The sequence below is a fragment of the Streptomyces sp. NPDC001634 genome, assembly GCF_040298185.1.
GTDB lineage: Bacteria > Actinomycetota > Actinomycetes > Streptomycetales > Streptomycetaceae > Streptomyces.
In genome coordinates, this window is record NZ_JBEOZU010000059.1 from 1 (window position 1) to 14,700 (window position 14,700).

The following is a 14,700-nucleotide window of genomic DNA, read 5'->3' on the forward strand; positions in this document are numbered from 1 at the left end:
CCTGCTAGCGCGGGGGCTGGGCCGCCGCGTCCGTCCCCTGCGAGCGCGCGGGCTGGTTTGCCGGGTCCGTCCCCTGCGAGCCTGTGGGCTGGTTTGCCGGGTCCGTCCCCTGCGAGCCTGTGGGCTGGTTTGCCGGGTCCGTCCCCTGCGAGCCCGTGGGTTGGTTCGCCCGGTCTGCCGTCGGCGTGGCCGAGGTCTGCGCCGCCGCGCCCGCCGCCCCCCTGCCCGCAGGTCGCGCCGCCATGTCGGCCGTCCCCCTGCCCGCAGATCGTGCCGTTGCGTCCGACCTCCGTGAGGCGGTCGGCCCCGGGGCCGTGGGCCATGTCCCGGTCTGGGACGTCGCCTTCTCCACGGTCTCCCGGACGGTGGCCAGCTCTCGCTCCAGTTCGGCCGGTTCGGGGAAGTTGTCGTCGCGTTCCAGCAGGACGCCCGGCGGGGTGGTGCGGGACGCCAGGTCGGTCAGGATGTCGAGGACCGGTTGCGGCACCGGGTGGGCGTGGCTGTCGTGCCAGACGCCGTCGCGTTCGAAGCCGCCCGCGACATGGACGTACGCGATGGCCTCGACGGGCAGTTCGTCCAGCGCCCGGGCCGGGTCCTCGCCCCGGTTGACGTGGTTGGTGTGGAGGTTCGCGACGTCGATCAGCAGCCGTACACCGGTGCGCTCGACCAGCTCGTACAGGAACTGTCCCTCCGTCATCTCCTCGCCCGGCCAGGAGATCAGCGCCGCGATGTTCTCCACGGCGAGCGGCACGGGCAGTGCGTCCTGCGCGATACGGATGTTCTCGCACAGGACGTCGAGCGCGTCACGGGTGCGCGGGACCGGGAGCAGGTGCCCGGCCTCCAGCAGCGGCGACGCGGTCAGTGGCCCGCCCGCCCGTACGAACGCTATGTGCTCGGTGACCAGCGGCGAGCCCAGTGCCCGGGCGCGCTCGGCGAGCGCGCCCAGCCGCGCCTCGTCGGGGCGGTCCGCGCCGCCGAGGCCGAGGGAGACGCCGTGCGGGACGACGGTGACGCCGCGCTCGCGCAGGCGCAGCAGCGACTCGGGAAGGTGCCCGGGGCACACGTTCTCGGCCACGGCCTCGACCCAGTCGATGCCCGGCATGCGTTCCACGGCGTCGGCGATCTCCGGCCGCCACCCGATGCCCGTTCCCAGTCGATTCATCGTCCCCCTCCTTCACCGCGGATCCACCGGGACCCCGTCGTGAGGTCCACGGCCGTACCGGCCGTCCCCGGCCGACCCGGCCGCCCCCCGTCCGTCCTCGTCGACGGACCGTCGCTGCCGGTGTGACGAGTCATGGCCCCGGCCCCCGGTGCCGAACCCCTTCCCGGGGACGTTCAGAGCAACATTTGAGGTTCCGCCGGCGCGTACCCGGCCGGCCGTACCGGGCCACCTGTCGCCTACTGCAGCACCTTGTCCGAGTCGACGGGGTCCGGACGGTTGGTGTTGACCGTGCCCGGCTCACCCGGGGACGGGCTGGAGCTGACCTGGGGGTTGCCGCTCGCCTCCGCCGCGGGCGCGGAGGGTGCCAAGGCACCGGGGACGGGCGCCGGGGGCCCCGTCGGGCTGGACGTCATGCCGGCCGCCACGTCGTTGGCGATGGCGTCGAAGTCGACGTTCCCGGTCTTCTCCAGCACGGTGATGTGGTCGAGGACGGTCTGGTTGGCGTCCGACGCGAGCTGCCGCACCAGCGTGTTCCTCGTGCCGTTCCGGACGGCGCCGATCACCGGGAAGATCTTGCCGTGCGCGGCACGCAGCAGGTTCGCGAACTTGTACTGGTACTCCTGTCCGTTCGCCGCGCTCAACTCCTGCAGCCAGCCCTGCTGTTGCTCGTTCGGCTGATTGGGCAGCTCGACGCCGAGCTGGGCCGCCACGATCCGTACGCGCTTGTCGAGGTCGGTGTGCCCGACGACGAGGTGGTCGCCGGCCTCCTTGATCGCCTGGGTGGGCGCCCGCTCGATCGCCTGCTGTCCGGCCGGCAGTTCCCACAGTCCCGCCAGCCGGACCCGGACGATCAGATCGCGGTCCGAGGCGGTGAGCGGCCCCCACTTGGTGGCCACGGTGCCGGCGGCGACGTTCGCCTGTCCGGTTCCGGAGCGGTCGGCGTACGACCACACGGGGAACGCGAGCGCTGCGACGGTGGCAGCGAGGGCCGCCATGATCAAAGCCGTACCGTTGATACGCCGCAAGGGAGCCTCCCGGGGGAAACCAACTGGTCGTTGGGAATCGGTGCTTGGCCAGTGCCGGGAGGTACGTACGAGGCCGCCGTGGCGTTCAAGCACTCGGCAAGGTGTGCTGATAATTCGGCAAAAACCACTGGTCAGGGTCCCGTCCCAGCAGGCGCAGCGTCGCATCGAGCGGGCCCGCGCCGGGCGGTACGCCGAGCGGCGGCGCGAAGGCGAAGCCCGGTCCGCGTCGCGCCGGATCCGCCGGCGCGAGCATGGCGACGCCGAGTGCGGCCTCCAGTACGTCGGCGGGCAGCTCCGGCGTCCGGCCGAGCGCGGCGGCCACGTCCCAGGCGTGCACCACGTAGTCGACGAGGTGGAAGCCGAGGGCGATCCGCCCCGGCACCACCATGCCCAGCTCGGCCAGCTCGAACTCCCGCTCGACCGCGTCCGGTTGGGCGAAGGCGTCCAGCACGGCCCGCGCGGCGGCGCGGTAGGTGCGCAGGGGGTCACGCATGTCCTCGGGCTCCCGCCAGTGCGCCGGCTCGCTCCCCGCGCCCCGAGCGGCGGCGGCGAACCCGTGGTGCTGCGCGGCCATGTGCGCCACGAGTTGCCGCAGGGTCCACTCCGCGCACGGGGTGTCCCGCTCCCAGTCCTTCTCCTCTGCCAGTTGTACGAGCCGCACGGACTCGTGCACGGCGATCCGGTCGAGCCTGACGAGGTCCGGTTCGTTCGCTCCGGTGATGTCCATGGCGCCGAGCATAAAACTGTGCGAACGATCGTGCTAGTTGTTTGGCGTGGATCGACTGCAACAGGAAGTTCCCTGCCTGTCAGGGGACTTGGGGCAGTGAGGAAGGATCCGTTGCCGCCGCACGCAGCCGCGACACAATGGCGACCCGGGCCCTGCGATAGGCGGACTCCTCGTCGTGCAGCACCGAGACGACGTTGGCGGTCTCCATCAACGCAATGAGCTCGAAGGCGAGTTGGGGAACGTCGGTGTCGGCGCGGAGGTCGCGGGTGTCGTCGCGCGCCTCGCTGATCGTCCGCTCGACGTGGGCGGTCCAGCCGCGCTGGGCGCGGACGACGGCGTCGTGGACGGGACCGGACCGGGCGTCGTACTCGGCGATCACCCCGTAGAAGAAGCAGCCCCCGGGGAAGACGCGGCCCTGGGAGTAGTCGAGCCACAGCTCGCACAGCCGCCACAGCCGGGCGAGCCCGGGAGGGGTCTCCTCCGCCGGCCGTATGACCTGCTCGACGTAGATGCGGGACGCCTCGCGGACGGTGGCGAGCTGCAGCTCCTGCTTGGACCCGAAGAGGGCGAACACCCCGCTCTTGCTGAGCTGGAGTTCGGTCGCCAGCCGGCCGACGGACAGCGCGTCCAGCCCCTCGACGGAGGCGATGTCGACGGTCCGCCGGAGCACCAGCTGCCGGGTCCGGTTGCCCCGTTCGACCCTCCCGTCGAGCCGGGTCCCGGCCATGGCGACCTCCAGTCGTACGTGCTTCGAACGTGCGGAAAGGGTAGCCGGGCCTGCCCCCTCTCACGAGTTCAACCCCAACGGCGGAGCCTCCGCGCGCGATCTTCAGGAATACCTCCTTGCGGTGATCCTGCGCCGTGCCGGTCCCGGCGCAGGAATGAGGACCAGGAATGAGGACCAGGAGTCAGGACCAGGAGTGAGGAGCAGAGGATGAGTCGACACCGTCGCCTGCGCAGGCACCGTCCGCGCGCCGTCCTCTCCCTCGCACTGGCCGCCCTCATGGCGGCCCTCTTCGTGCCGCGGGCGGACGCCGCCGTCACGCCCTCCGAGGACGCCTGCCGCACCACCGGTGACGCGATGCCGCGCGGCGACTGCGGTCCCTTCCATCAGGTCTTCGCCGAGAACTTCGACGGGGACGTCGTACCGCTGGGCTCCTTCAGGGACTGCGACCACGACACCGACACCCCCCGCGCCTACTGCGGCGGCCTGACCGGCTCCTACCGAGCAGACTGGTGGGCCTACCCGCGCGGCTGGTACGACACCGCCAACCCGCGCAACCACTCCAACGGCAACGACCGCGTGCTCGGCGGCGAATACCGCGCCGACGACACCGTGTGGGTCGGGCCCGCCGACGACGGCGACGGCCGGATGCACATCCGGATGTACCGTCCCCGCTCCGGGGGCGACATCCATTCCGCTGCCGTCGTACCGAAGCGGATCATGAACCAGACGTACGGGAAGATCAGCGCCCGCGTCCGCGTCGTGAAGGCGGCCCCCGGCTACAAGTCGGCCTGGCTGTACTACGGCGGCACCTGCGAGATGGACTTCTACGAGCAGAACTGGACCGACACCGTCCACTTCTTCCACCACCCGTGCGACGGCCGCAGCCAGGGCCATGCCGACACCGGCAAGCCCTTCACCGACTGGCACACCGTGTCGTTGGAGTGGACGCCCGGCCATGCCCGCTACTACCTCGATGGCCACCTCTACCTGCACGACACCCGCGGCGTACCGAGCCGGCCGCTCAGCGCCGTCCTGCAGAACGAGTCCGCCCTGTACGGGGCGTATGCGGCGCCCGGTTCCTGGGCGCAGCTGGACATCACCTGGGTCACGGCCTACACCTACACGGGGCGGGCGTCGGCCGGGACGCCCAGTGCGTGACCAGCGCTTACTTGGATTCGAGTCGTCCGAGCGGGTCGGGGCCGGCCGTCAGCGCGTCACGTGCCGTCTGCCAGGCGGTATCCCCGGGGTAGAGCTCGGTGCGGAGGTAGGCCCAGGTGAGCCGTTGGACCACAGAGACTCGCTCGGGGTTCTCGTCCGTGGTCTCGGCGACGTCATATCCGGAGACCCCGCCGAGCCCGTGCTCTGCGTCGAACAGGGTGAGCAGGGACTTGGGGCCCGGGGCGAGGAAGTACGGATCGGCGTGCCAGTCCGGGCCCAGAACCGTCAGGTGGGAAGAGTCGTCCTTGTCGCCGGCGACCACGAGCGCGGGCGTCGTCATCTTGGAGAAGTCCGTGGTCAGGAAGAACGGCCAGTTCTCGGCCACGTGCCCGGTGAGGGCGTCGCCGCCTCTGCCTGGCGCGGCAAGCAGTACACCCGCCTTGATCCGGGGCTCGGCCAGGTCCACTTCCGTTCCGTCGTGCGGATCGGTGAGCCGGGCGCCCAGCAGCAGGCTCGCGGTGTGCCCGCCCATCGAGTGCCCGGCCACGGCGACCTTGCTCCGGTCCAGGCGCCCGAGGAGCTGCGGGACGGCGGCCTCGATCGCGTCGAGCCGGTCGAGGATGTGCGTCATGTCCTCGGCTCGTGAACGCCAGTACAGAGGCGCCCCGGGGGTGTCGGGATCCAGGCTCAGCGTCGTCGAGCTCAGATGGGTGGGCTGGATCACGACGAAACCGTGCGCCGCCCAGAAGTTGGCGAGGGGGGCGTAGCCGTTCAGCGAGGAGAGGTTGTTCGAGTAGCCCTGACCGTGCGAGAGGAGGATGACCGGCAGGTCGCTCCCGGTCACGGGCGCGGAGACCCGTATCTCCAGGTCCACGGCTCGGCCGGGCACTGACAGCACGACCGGACCGACCGAGAGGACGGGAACGGGTGGGCTTGAGATGCCGGCTGTGTAAGTCGATGCACTCATGATGTGTATGTCCCTTCAGTGGCCTCTGCTGCCGGTCTCATCCGGGCGGCGGAGGGTGGGGCGGTCGGCAGCGCCCGGCCTCGGCTACACTGAACCGGAGCGCTGTTCCGATTAATATACGGAGCGCTGTTCCGGTTCGTCAATGTTCGTCAATGACCGTAGGTATGGCCGTAGGAAGGAGAGCGTGGTGTCCACTGCAAGCCCGTCGGGGGATGTGCCGCCCCGAAGCAAGCGGGCCGACGCGCTGCGCAATCAGCAGACGCTGCTTGCCGCCGCCGCTGCGGTGTTCGCCACCTCCGGCGTCGATGCGCCGATCCGTGAGATCGCGGCCAGAGCGGGCGTCGGGATGGGGACGATCTACCGCCACTTCCCGACTCGGTCGGATCTCGTCGTCGCCGTATACCGCCACCAGGTCGAGGCATGCGCCGAGGCCGGCCCGAGCCTGCTGGCCGGCGCCGACTCGCCGCTCGCAGCACTCCGTCAGTGGGTCGACCTCTTCGTCGACTTCCTGGTCACCAAGCACGGACTCGCCAACGCGATGCAGTCGGACAGCAGCGGCTTCGACGCGCTGCACACCTACTTCCTGGACCGCTTGGTGCCCGTCTGCGCGCAGTTGCTCGACGCCGCAGTCAACGCCGGTGAAATCAGGCCCGGTACGCACGCCTACGAACTGATGCGCGGCATCGGCAACCTGTGCATCGGGCGTGACAGCGACCCCCGCTATGACCCCCGCCGACTGATCGAACTGCTCCTTCAGGGACTACAGCGACCTCAGTCGTCCTGAAAGCGCCGGATGGTCCGCCACCACCGTGCAGCTGCCCGGGGCGATCTCCGTGAAGCCCGCGTCCCTCACCAACGGAAGGCCCGACGTGGTGAGTTCGCCCCACCGGGACGGGGCCGCCGGGCGGACGGCGAGCGGGAAGCCCGCGTTCCGCCAGGCCGTGCGCTCCTCGTCCGCCAGCGCCCACCAAGCGAGCTGGGCGCCGTGGCCCGCCTGGGCCATCGCCTTGCCCGCCGACATCTCCAGGCCCGGGTTCAGCCACAGCACGGGGGTCCCGGGTCCGGCCTCCACCGGCGGCTCCGGGTCGTCGAGGTCCGTGCCCGACACCTGCAGCCGGGCCAGGTCCTTGGGCCAGCCGTCCAGCGGGACCGGAGGGAAGACGCGGACCTCCGCCGACTTGCCCGTGACCGTGATGCCCGGCAGCGCCTCGGCGCGACGCCACTCCGCGCTGCGCGCCCGCCGCACCACCTTGCGGATCCGTGCGTCCTGCCAGTCCCGCATCGCCCCGGCCCACTGACCCTCGCCCAGCGAGCGCTCGTCGCTGAGAATCGCGAGCACGGCGCGCGCCGCCGTCTCCAGGGCGTCCGTACGCGCCGGGGGAGCGGACCGCTCGATGCGCACGACGAGCGGCAGTACGAACTGCGGCGCCTCGTCGCGCGCGGTGCGCTCGGAGCGGAAGGGGCTGTTGTGGCCGTCCTGGCCGTCGTTCGGGGCGTCCGCCGGCGCGGCGGGAGTCTGGTCACTGCTCACGACGTCCAGTCTGCCAGGCGGAAGATCGGGAGGTTCCGGGACGGACGCCGGGCCCGCCGTCCGTATTCCGCTGCGTGCGTCCGCCCGGCCGCGCGAGGATGCCCGCATGGAACGTGATCTACGCCTGACGGGCGTCGGCCGCCGTTCCGGGCTCCGCGGTTCCTGGGTGCTGCACGGGGTCGACCTCACGGTGCCGCCCGGCTCGCTGATCCGTGTCGAGGGTGCCAACGGCAGCGGCAAGTCCACCCTGCTCCGCCTCCTTGCAGGTATCGACGCGCCCAGCGAGGGGCGTGTCACCGGGCGCCCGCGCACCGCGTACGTCCCCGAGCGTTTCCCGGCCGCCCTGCCCTTCACGGCCACCGGCTACCTCACCCACCTCGGCACCGTCCACGGGCTGTCCCGGCCCGCCGCCGCCCGCGCCGCCGACGCATGGCTCGAACGCTTCGGGGCCGCCGTCCACGCCCGTACGCCGATGGCGGAACTCTCCAAGGGAAGCAGCCAGAAGGTCGCCGTCGCCCAGGCCCTGCTCGCCGGGCCGGAACTGCTCCTCCTCGACGAGGCCTGGACCGGCCTCGACGCCGACGCCCGCGCCGAACTGGACCGCGCGGTGGCCGAACGGACCGCCGACGGTGCCGCGGTCGTCTTCGTCGACCACGATCCGCGTCGTCTCGCAGGAGCGTCCGACGCGGTGTACGGCGTCAGCGACGGCGGGCTCGAACTCCGTACGGACACACAGACACCCAAGTCCCCGGCCGGACCGTCCGTGCTCGTCGAGGTCCGGGGTCCCGCCGATGCCGAACCGCCCGCCGACGCGCGGGCGATGACCACCTCGGTGTCCCGGACCCCGTCCGGCACCCTCCGGCTCACCGTGCCCGCGAGCCACTCCGACATCCTGCTCCGCACCCTGCTCGGCGCACGCCCGCCTTGGCACGTGGTGGGCGTCGGCCCCGCCGAGCCCCTCCCCGCCCACCCCGCGCCCCACGAAACAGAGGCCGAAAGCCGCCGATGATCCCCCTCCTGCGCTACCAGGCGGCCCTCCTCGTCCGATCCCAGCGCCGGCTCCCCCCGTTCCTCCTGTACGCCGCCGTCCTCGCGATCGGCGTCCAGAACGGGCAGCCCGTGCTGGACTCGCTCGGATACGAGGCCGCCGCCGTGCTGCCCGTCGCCGCCTGGCTCGTCCGCATCTGCGCGACCAACGAGCCGCCCGCGGCCCGGAGTTGTGTCGGCGCGGCGGCCGGTCCCGGGCGTGCGCACCTGGCGTGCCTGCTCGTCGCGTTGGGCGCATCGGCGGCGTTCGGCACGGCCGCGACCGTCGCGGTGACGCTCATCAGCAGCCACACCGGCACCGATCACCGGACCCGCGTCTCCGCACTCCAGTCCGCGGGCGCAGGGCTGATCGCCACGCTCGTGTGTGTGCTGCTGGGCACGGCCGTCGGTGCGCTGACCGCCTGGCCGGTGCTGCGTTCGCCGGGGCGCGCCGTTCCGGCGCTGATCCTCGCGGCCCTGCTCGCGCTCGTGCTGAGCGGCTCACCGGCGCGTTCGGCGGTCACCGCACTGGTGACCGGCTCGCAGACGGCCAGGGTCCCGGCCCCGGTGCTGCCGCTCGTCCTCGCCGTGCTGCTCACGGCGGCCGCGACGGCCGTGGCGTGCGCGCTCACCACCCGCCGCGCACCCTGACGGACACCGTCACCCCGAGCAGGCCGTGCGCTGCGCCTCCTGCCACTGGCAGACCGGGCAGAGCGTGATCCCTTTGTGCGACTCCGGGTACTCGGTGGGTTCCCGGCACAGTACGCACTCGGCGAACGGCGGCCCGACCGCCTCGGGCGCCGGGTCCGCCGTCTCCGTACCGCAGTAGTCGCCAATGACCCCAGCGTAAGCCGCAGGCCGCGGGACACTTACCTCTGTCGGCCCGATGCGCCGATCATCTGCGAGACCTTGACGAAGCGGTAGCCCTGCCGGCGCAGCTCGGGCACCAGCGACCGGACCGCCTGCTCCGTCACCGGGGCGGCGCTGCGCGTGCAGTGCATGACGACCACGGAACCGGGCCGCACCCCCCTCATCACCTGCCGCATCACCGCGTCGGCGTCCGTCGCGAACGCGTCCCCGCTCACCACGTCCCACTCCACCGCGGTGACACCGAGCGGGCTGATCGCGCGCAGCGCCCGGTTGTCGTAGCAGCCGCCGGGGAAACGGAAGTACGGCATCGGACGCTCGACACCCGCCTTGCGGATCGCCGCGAAGGCGTGCTCCACGTCCGTGCGCATCCGTTTCTCCGGCAGGACCGGCAGTCCGAAGCAGCTGCCGGTGAAGGAGTAGTGGCTGTAGGAGTGGTTGCCGACCTCGAAGAGCGGGTCCTGCCCGATCGCCCGGGCCTCCTTGGGGTACTGGTCGGCCCAGCGGCCCGTCATGAAGACAGTCGCCGGTACCTTCAGCTTCCGCAGCGTGTTGATCAGATCCGGATTGTCGAAGTGCTCCCCGGCCTTCGCCCGGGTCCCTTGATCCGCGGTCATGTCCGCGTCGAAGGTGAGGGCGACGGTCTTCTCCCTCGTCCCGGTGTCCTTGAAGAAGAGGGGCGTCAGCCCCTGGGGTCCGGGCGCGAGCGTGGACGGCCCGGAAGTGGACACCGAGGCCGAGGTCAATGGGCGGGCCGGGTCCTGCGGAGCCTCGGACATGGCGCAGGCGGCGAGCGCCGTGCCGAGGACGCAGACGGCGACAATGTGCCGTACAGGAGGGATCACCGTACGAACGTAACGATGGAAATCGGATCAACTGCTCATATCGGGCGTGCGCCGGGCGGGAACGACCGCCACGTCACCCACCCGGCTGCCGTCGCGGCCCCTCAGCCCTCCTTGACCCCCCAGAGTTCGGTGCTCCGGCGGGCCACCAGGTCGCCGATGCGGCGCAGTGCCTCCTCGGCCTGTTGCGGTGCCAGTCGGCGGCCGTCGCGCAGCCGCAGCGCGACATGGTCCTCGGCGGCCTCCTTGGGGCCGATCACCGCCTGGTACGGGACCAGCCGGGCCGCCCGGATGCGTGCGCCCAGGGTGCCCTCGTCGGGGACGGCCGCCCGGGCCCGCAGGCCCGCGTCCAGACAGCGGCGCACCAGTCGCAGGGACGGCTCCAACTCGGCGTCCGAGACCGGCAGGACCACCACCTGGGTGGGCGCCAGCCAGGCCGGGAAGGCGCCGCCGTGCGCCTCGATGAGCTGGGCGACGGCCCGTTCCAGGCTGCCGATGATGCTGCGGTGGACCATCACCGGGCGGTGTCTGGCGCCGTCGGGGCCGATGTAGTGCAGGTCGAACCGTTCCGGCTGGTGGAAGTCGATCTGCACGGTGGAGAGGGTGGACTCACGGCCCGCCGGGTCGGCGATCTGGACGTCGATCTTGGGGCCGTAGAACGCCGCCTCGCCCTCCACGGCCTCGTACGCGATGCCGCCGCGGTCGAGGACCTCGCGCAGCATCGCCGACGCCCGGCGCCACAGTCCGGGGTCCGCGACGTACTTGCCGCCCGGGCCCGGCAGGGACAGCCGGTACCGGGCCGGGCGGATGCCGAGCGCCGCGTACGCCTCGCCGATCATCCGCAGCGCGTCCGCCGCCTCCTCGACGGCCTGGTCCAGGGTGCAGAAGATGTGCGCGTCGTTGAGGTGGATCGCCCGCACCCGGGTCAGTCCGCCCAGTACTCCGGACAGCTCCGAACGGTACATGCCGCCCAACTCCGCGATACGGAGCGGGAGTTCTCGGTAGCTGCGGGAGCGGGAGCGGTAGATCAGGGCGTGGTGGGGGCACAGGCTCGGACGCAGGACGACCTGCTCGCCGCCCAGGTCCATGGGCGGGAACATGTCCTCGCTGTAGTGCGCCCAGTGCCCGGAGAGCTCGTACAGCTCTCGCTTGCCGAGCACCGGCGAGTACACATGCCGGTAGCCCGCGCGGCACTCGGCGTCCCGTACGTACTCCTCCAGGGTGTGCCGGACGACGGCCCCGTCCGGCAGCCAGTACGGCAGGCCCGCGCCCATCAGCGGGTCGGTGTCGAACAGATCGAGCTCGCGGCCGAGGCGGCGGTGGTCGTACATCGTGGGTCTCCTCTCGACAGATGGGGTGCCCCCTGCTCGAGCGAAGTCGAGGGCTTGGGGGCGAGAGGGGCCACACGGCGAAGCCCCGGGGCACTCGCCCCGGGGCTTCGGACTTGGGTCAGCAGTCAGCGCGCCGGGACACTCTCCGGCGTCGTCGTGCACAAGGGGGCGCGCTGCATGCCGGGGACGTTAGCAGGGGGTGTGCGGGCGGCGCGCGGGATTTTCCGGCGGCCACGCGGTTCCCCCGTGGCCGCAGGGCCCACATGCTGGGCCCGGACGCACGACAGGCACCCCATCCGGAGGCAGGCATATGACGGCACCGCAGGAGGAACAGGAGAACGGGACGGACACCCCAGGAGCCGTCATCCGGCTGCTCGACTCGCTCGCCCAGCGGCTCGGCGGGCGTGCCGGTGTCGACGTCGTCTTCGGTGACGCCGTCACCCGGGACGGCGTCACCGTGATCCCCGTGGCGCGGGTGGGCTTCGGTTTCGGCGGCGGACTCGGGCGCGCCGGCTCCCGGACGATGAGCGGTGAGGGCGGTGGGGGCGGCGGAGGCGTCGAGGCACGGCCGGTCGGGTTCATCGAGCTGCGGGACGGCGGCGCCGTCTACCACCCGATCCGGGATCCGTGGGGCGATGTCGTGGCACCTCTGGCCGCGCTGTTCCTCGGCACGACCGTTCCGCTGCTGGCACGAGCGCTCCTGGGCAGGCTCGGCGGCCGGGGGCGGGTCAGTCGTCGCCGGTGAGGGAGGGCGGAGCGGTCTCCCGGGAGGGCGACGGTACGTCCTCGGTCGGGGCCGGCTCGGACCACAGCTCGGGAGGCGCCTCACCCGCCGGTGTCGACGTGGCCTGGAGCCCCGGCGCCGGTGAGGCTTCCTGTACGGAGGTCGGCGTGCCCTCGGACTCCGGTGTCCGCGCGGCCGGCGCCGAAGGCGACCGTGCCCCGTCGTGGCCTGCCGCCCCCTCCTGGGGTGCCGCCCGCTCCAGGAAGCGCAGCAGCTCCACCGGGAACGGCAGCACAAGCGTGGAGTTCTTCTCGGCCGCGACCGCCACCACGGTCTGCAGCAGCCGCAGCTGGAGCGCGGCGGGCTGTTCGGACATCACCCCGGCGGCCTCCGCCAGCTTCTTCGAGGCCTGGAGTTCCGCGTCCGCGTTGATGACGCGTGCCCGGCGCTCGCGGTCCGCCTCCGCCTGGCGGGCCATCGACCGCTTCATCGTGTCCGGCAGCGACACGTCCTTGATCTCGACCCGGTCGATCTGCACGCCCCAGCCGATGGCCGGGCTGTCGATCATCAGTTCCAGGCCCTGGTTGAGCTTTTCCCGGTTGGACAGCAAGTCGTCCAGGTCGCTCTTGCCGATGATCGAGCGCAGCGAGGTCTGCGCCATCTGTGAGACCGCGAACCGGTAGTCCTCGACCTGGATGAGCGCGTTCGCCGCGTCGACCACCTTGAAGTAGACGACGGCGTCCACGCGCACGGTCACGTTGTCCCGGGTGATGCCCTCCTGCGCGGGGACCGGCAGCGTCACGATCTGCATGTTGACCTTGTGCAGCCGGTCGACCATCGGAATGATCACGGTGAAGCCCGGTGGCCGCGGGGCCCCCATGAGCCGCCCGAAGCGGAAGACCACCCCGCGCTCGTACTGCTTGACGACCCGCGCCGCCGCGGAGAGATACACGAGTCCGGCGGCACCGGCCGCCACGATCGCACCCACCAACTCCGGAATCATGACGACCCCCTCGCAAGAGGCCCGGTATATCTGCACTTGCCACGATAGATCCGCCGGAACCCCGGAAGCGAGGGACGACCGCCCGCACGGCGAGGGCCCGCCGGTGCCGCACCGGCGGGCCCTCGCGTCGGGAGCCGTCCGGCTCCGCGTCATCAGCGGCCGGACGTCACCCGTACCGGCTCCTTCCCGGCTTCTCTAGGCCGCTCCGCCCAGTTCTCCAAGGCCGTGCGGCAGGCGTGGTCCAGGTGGTGCAGCCCGGACAGGTCCAGCTCGACCGGCCGGTCCTGCGGCAGCGCCTCCAGGCTGTCGAGGATCTTCGGCAGCCGCAGGAACGTCGCGTTGCCCGACAGATACACCTGCACCGGACCCGCGCCCTTGTCGATGACCTCCAGCCTGACGTGCGAGGCCTCCCACGCGGTCTTGACCACGGCCAGCGCGAGGCCGATGAGCACGCCCTCGAACATGCTGACCGCGACGATCGACACCGCGGTGACCACCAGGATCACCGCCTCTCCCCGGTGCTCGCGCCACAGTGCGACGATCTCCCGTACGGGGATGAGCTTGGCGCCGGAGTACACCAGGATGCCCGCGAGAGCCGGGATCGGGATGTAGGCCAGCACGGACGGCAGCAGCGCCGCGAACAGCAGCAGCCACACCCCGTGCAGCACCCGGGACGCCTTGGTCCGGGCGCCCGCCTGGACGTTGGCCGCGCTGCGCACGATCACCGCGGTCATCGGAAGCGCGCCGAGCAGCCCGCAGATCGCGTTGCCCGCGCCCTGCGCCATCAGTTCCTTGTTGTACTCGGTTCGCGGTCCGTCGTGGAGCCGGTCCACGGCGGCGGCGCTGAACAGCGACTCGGCGGAGGCGATCAGCGTGAACGCGACGATTGTGCCGAGCACGCCCGCACTCGCCAGTACACCGAAGGCGTCGACGGGCGGCGGCTGGATCGAGCCAACCAGCCCCTGCACCTCGACCGTGGCCACCGGAAGTCCGAAGACCACAGCGACGAGCGTGGCGAGGCCGACGGCCGCGAGCGGTCCGGGGACCGTCCGCACCGCACGCGGCAGGTGCTTCCACAGCATGAGGACGACGATGGTGCCCGCGCCGAGGGCCGTCGAGGCCGGTGCACTGCTGCCCGAGGCGGCGTCGGCGAGCGCCCCGGGCAGCCCGGCTATTTTCTCCAGGCCCGAGGCCGGGGCCTTGGCCCCCATCACGGAGTAGAGCTGTCCGGCGATCAGGACGAGGCCGATGCCGGCCAGCATGCCCTCCACGACGGAGACCGAGATGGCCCGGAACCAGCGCCCCAGCTTCAGGGCGCCCATGAGGAGCTGGAGCACTCCGGCGGCGAGCACGATCACGCCGAGCACCGGCAGCCCGAACTCCCGCACGGCCTCGAAGACCAGCACGGTCAGCCCGGCAGCCGGTCCGGAGACCTGGAGGCTGCTGCCGCGCATCAGGCCGGTGACGATGCCGCCCACGATGCCGGTGACCAGCCCGAGTTCGGCGGGCACACCGGAGGCGACCGCCACGCCCACGCACAGCGGGAGCGCGACCAGGAAGACGACGAGAGAGGCGGCGAAGTCCTGCTTGAGATAAGGGTATTTGGTCAT

Annotated in this window: 15 protein-coding genes; 5 read left to right on the forward strand and 10 right to left on the reverse strand. The window is 71.8% G+C overall.

The genetic code is table 11. The features are described from left to right. Positions 1-4: 4 nt before the first annotated feature. The 4 genes from ABT186_RS31605 to ABT186_RS31620 all read right to left on the reverse strand — a co-directional run bounded on the left by ABT186_RS31605 (position 5) and on the right by ABT186_RS31620 (position 3,641). The gene (locus ABT186_RS31605) at positions 5-1,162 is read right to left on the reverse strand and encodes an MbnB/TglH/ChrH family RiPP precursor modification enzyme (protein ID WP_351927964.1); all 1,158 of its coding nucleotides are present in this window, start codon (positions 1,160-1,162) and stop codon (positions 5-7) included. Positions 1,163-1,398: 236 nt separating this feature from the next. Continuing rightward, positions 1,399-2,187: a DUF4142 domain-containing protein gene (locus ABT186_RS31610; RefSeq protein WP_351234391.1), complete on the reverse strand. Its 789-nt coding sequence runs from the start codon at positions 2,185-2,187 to the stop codon at positions 1,399-1,401. An 85-nt stretch (positions 2,188-2,272) separates the two neighbouring features. Further along, the gene (locus ABT186_RS31615; RefSeq protein ID WP_351927966.1) at positions 2,273-2,914 is read right to left on the reverse strand and encodes a TIGR03086 family metal-binding protein; all 642 of its coding nucleotides are present in this window, start codon (positions 2,912-2,914) and stop codon (positions 2,273-2,275) included. A 79-nt stretch (positions 2,915-2,993) separates the two neighbouring features. Then, entirely contained in the window at positions 2,994-3,641 is a 648-nt protein-coding gene (locus ABT186_RS31620; RefSeq protein ID WP_351927968.1) for a TetR/AcrR family transcriptional regulator, read from the reverse strand. 207 nt (positions 3,642-3,848) lie between these two features. On the opposite strand from ABT186_RS31620, the gene ABT186_RS31625 reads away from it, so the two are divergent. Then, positions 3,849-4,799 (forward strand): glycoside hydrolase family 16 protein, encoded by a 951-nt coding sequence (locus ABT186_RS31625; RefSeq protein WP_351234397.1) that lies wholly within the window; start codon positions 3,849-3,851, stop codon positions 4,797-4,799. Positions 4,800-4,806: 7 nt separating this feature from the next. On the opposite strand, the gene ABT186_RS31630 is transcribed toward ABT186_RS31625, so the two are convergent. Beyond that, on the reverse strand, positions 4,807-5,766 hold the full coding sequence (locus tag ABT186_RS31630) for an alpha/beta hydrolase family protein (RefSeq protein WP_351927970.1): 960 nt from the start codon (positions 5,764-5,766) through the stop codon (positions 4,807-4,809). Between the two features lie 187 nt (positions 5,767-5,953). Between ABT186_RS31630 and ABT186_RS31635 the strand changes: the two genes are divergently transcribed. Next, positions 5,954-6,550, forward strand: coding sequence for a TetR/AcrR family transcriptional regulator (locus ABT186_RS31635; RefSeq protein ID WP_502973379.1), 597 nt, complete (start codon positions 5,954-5,956; stop codon positions 6,548-6,550). On the opposite strand, the gene ABT186_RS31640 is transcribed toward ABT186_RS31635, so the two are convergent. Then, positions 6,527-7,297, reverse strand: coding sequence for a peptidyl-tRNA hydrolase (locus ABT186_RS31640; RefSeq protein ID WP_502973380.1), 771 nt, complete (start codon positions 7,295-7,297; stop codon positions 6,527-6,529). The two genes, ABT186_RS31635 and ABT186_RS31640, sit on opposite strands and share 24 nt — an antisense overlap. 106 nt (positions 7,298-7,403) lie before the next feature. Here ABT186_RS31640 and ABT186_RS31645 point away from each other — a divergent pair, with 106 nt between their 5' ends. Both ABT186_RS31645 and ABT186_RS31650 read left to right on the forward strand, forming a co-directional pair. Next, the gene (locus ABT186_RS31645; protein ID WP_351927972.1) at positions 7,404-8,306 is read left to right on the forward strand and encodes an ABC transporter ATP-binding protein; all 903 of its coding nucleotides are present in this window, start codon (positions 7,404-7,406) and stop codon (positions 8,304-8,306) included. Continuing rightward, a complete protein-coding gene (locus tag ABT186_RS31650) occupies positions 8,303-8,974 on the forward strand; it encodes an ABC transporter (RefSeq protein ID WP_351927974.1) in 672 nt (223 codons plus the stop codon). Before ABT186_RS31645 ends, ABT186_RS31650 begins: the two co-directional genes overlap by 4 nt. Positions 8,975-9,192: 218 nt before the next feature. On the opposite strand, the gene ABT186_RS31655 is transcribed toward ABT186_RS31650, so the two are convergent. Together ABT186_RS31655 and thrS are read right to left on the reverse strand one after the other, a co-directional pair. After that, the gene (locus ABT186_RS31655; RefSeq protein WP_351234407.1) at positions 9,193-10,035 is read right to left on the reverse strand and encodes a polysaccharide deacetylase family protein; all 843 of its coding nucleotides are present in this window, start codon (positions 10,033-10,035) and stop codon (positions 9,193-9,195) included. Positions 10,036-10,136: 101 nt separating this feature from the next. Next, entirely contained in the window at positions 10,137-11,363 is a 1,227-nt protein-coding gene (thrS, locus tag ABT186_RS31660) for a threonine--tRNA ligase (protein WP_351927976.1), read from the reverse strand. A 310-nt stretch (positions 11,364-11,673) separates the two neighbouring features. On the opposite strand from thrS, the gene ABT186_RS31665 reads away from it, so the two are divergent. Then, the gene (locus tag ABT186_RS31665) at positions 11,674-12,108 is read left to right on the forward strand and encodes a spore germination protein GerW family protein (protein WP_351234411.1); all 435 of its coding nucleotides are present in this window, start codon (positions 11,674-11,676) and stop codon (positions 12,106-12,108) included. Here the strand turns inward: ABT186_RS31665 and ABT186_RS31670 are convergent. Together ABT186_RS31670 and ABT186_RS31675 are read right to left on the reverse strand one after the other, a co-directional pair. Then, complete coding sequence (locus ABT186_RS31670; RefSeq protein ID WP_351927978.1) at positions 12,092-13,090, reverse strand: SPFH domain-containing protein; 999 nt, start codon at positions 13,088-13,090, stop codon at positions 12,092-12,094. The two genes, ABT186_RS31665 and ABT186_RS31670, sit on opposite strands and share 17 nt — an antisense overlap. Before the next feature lie 152 nt (positions 13,091-13,242). After that, a complete protein-coding gene (locus ABT186_RS31675) occupies positions 13,243-14,700 on the reverse strand; it encodes a SulP family inorganic anion transporter (protein WP_351927980.1) in 1,458 nt (485 codons plus the stop codon).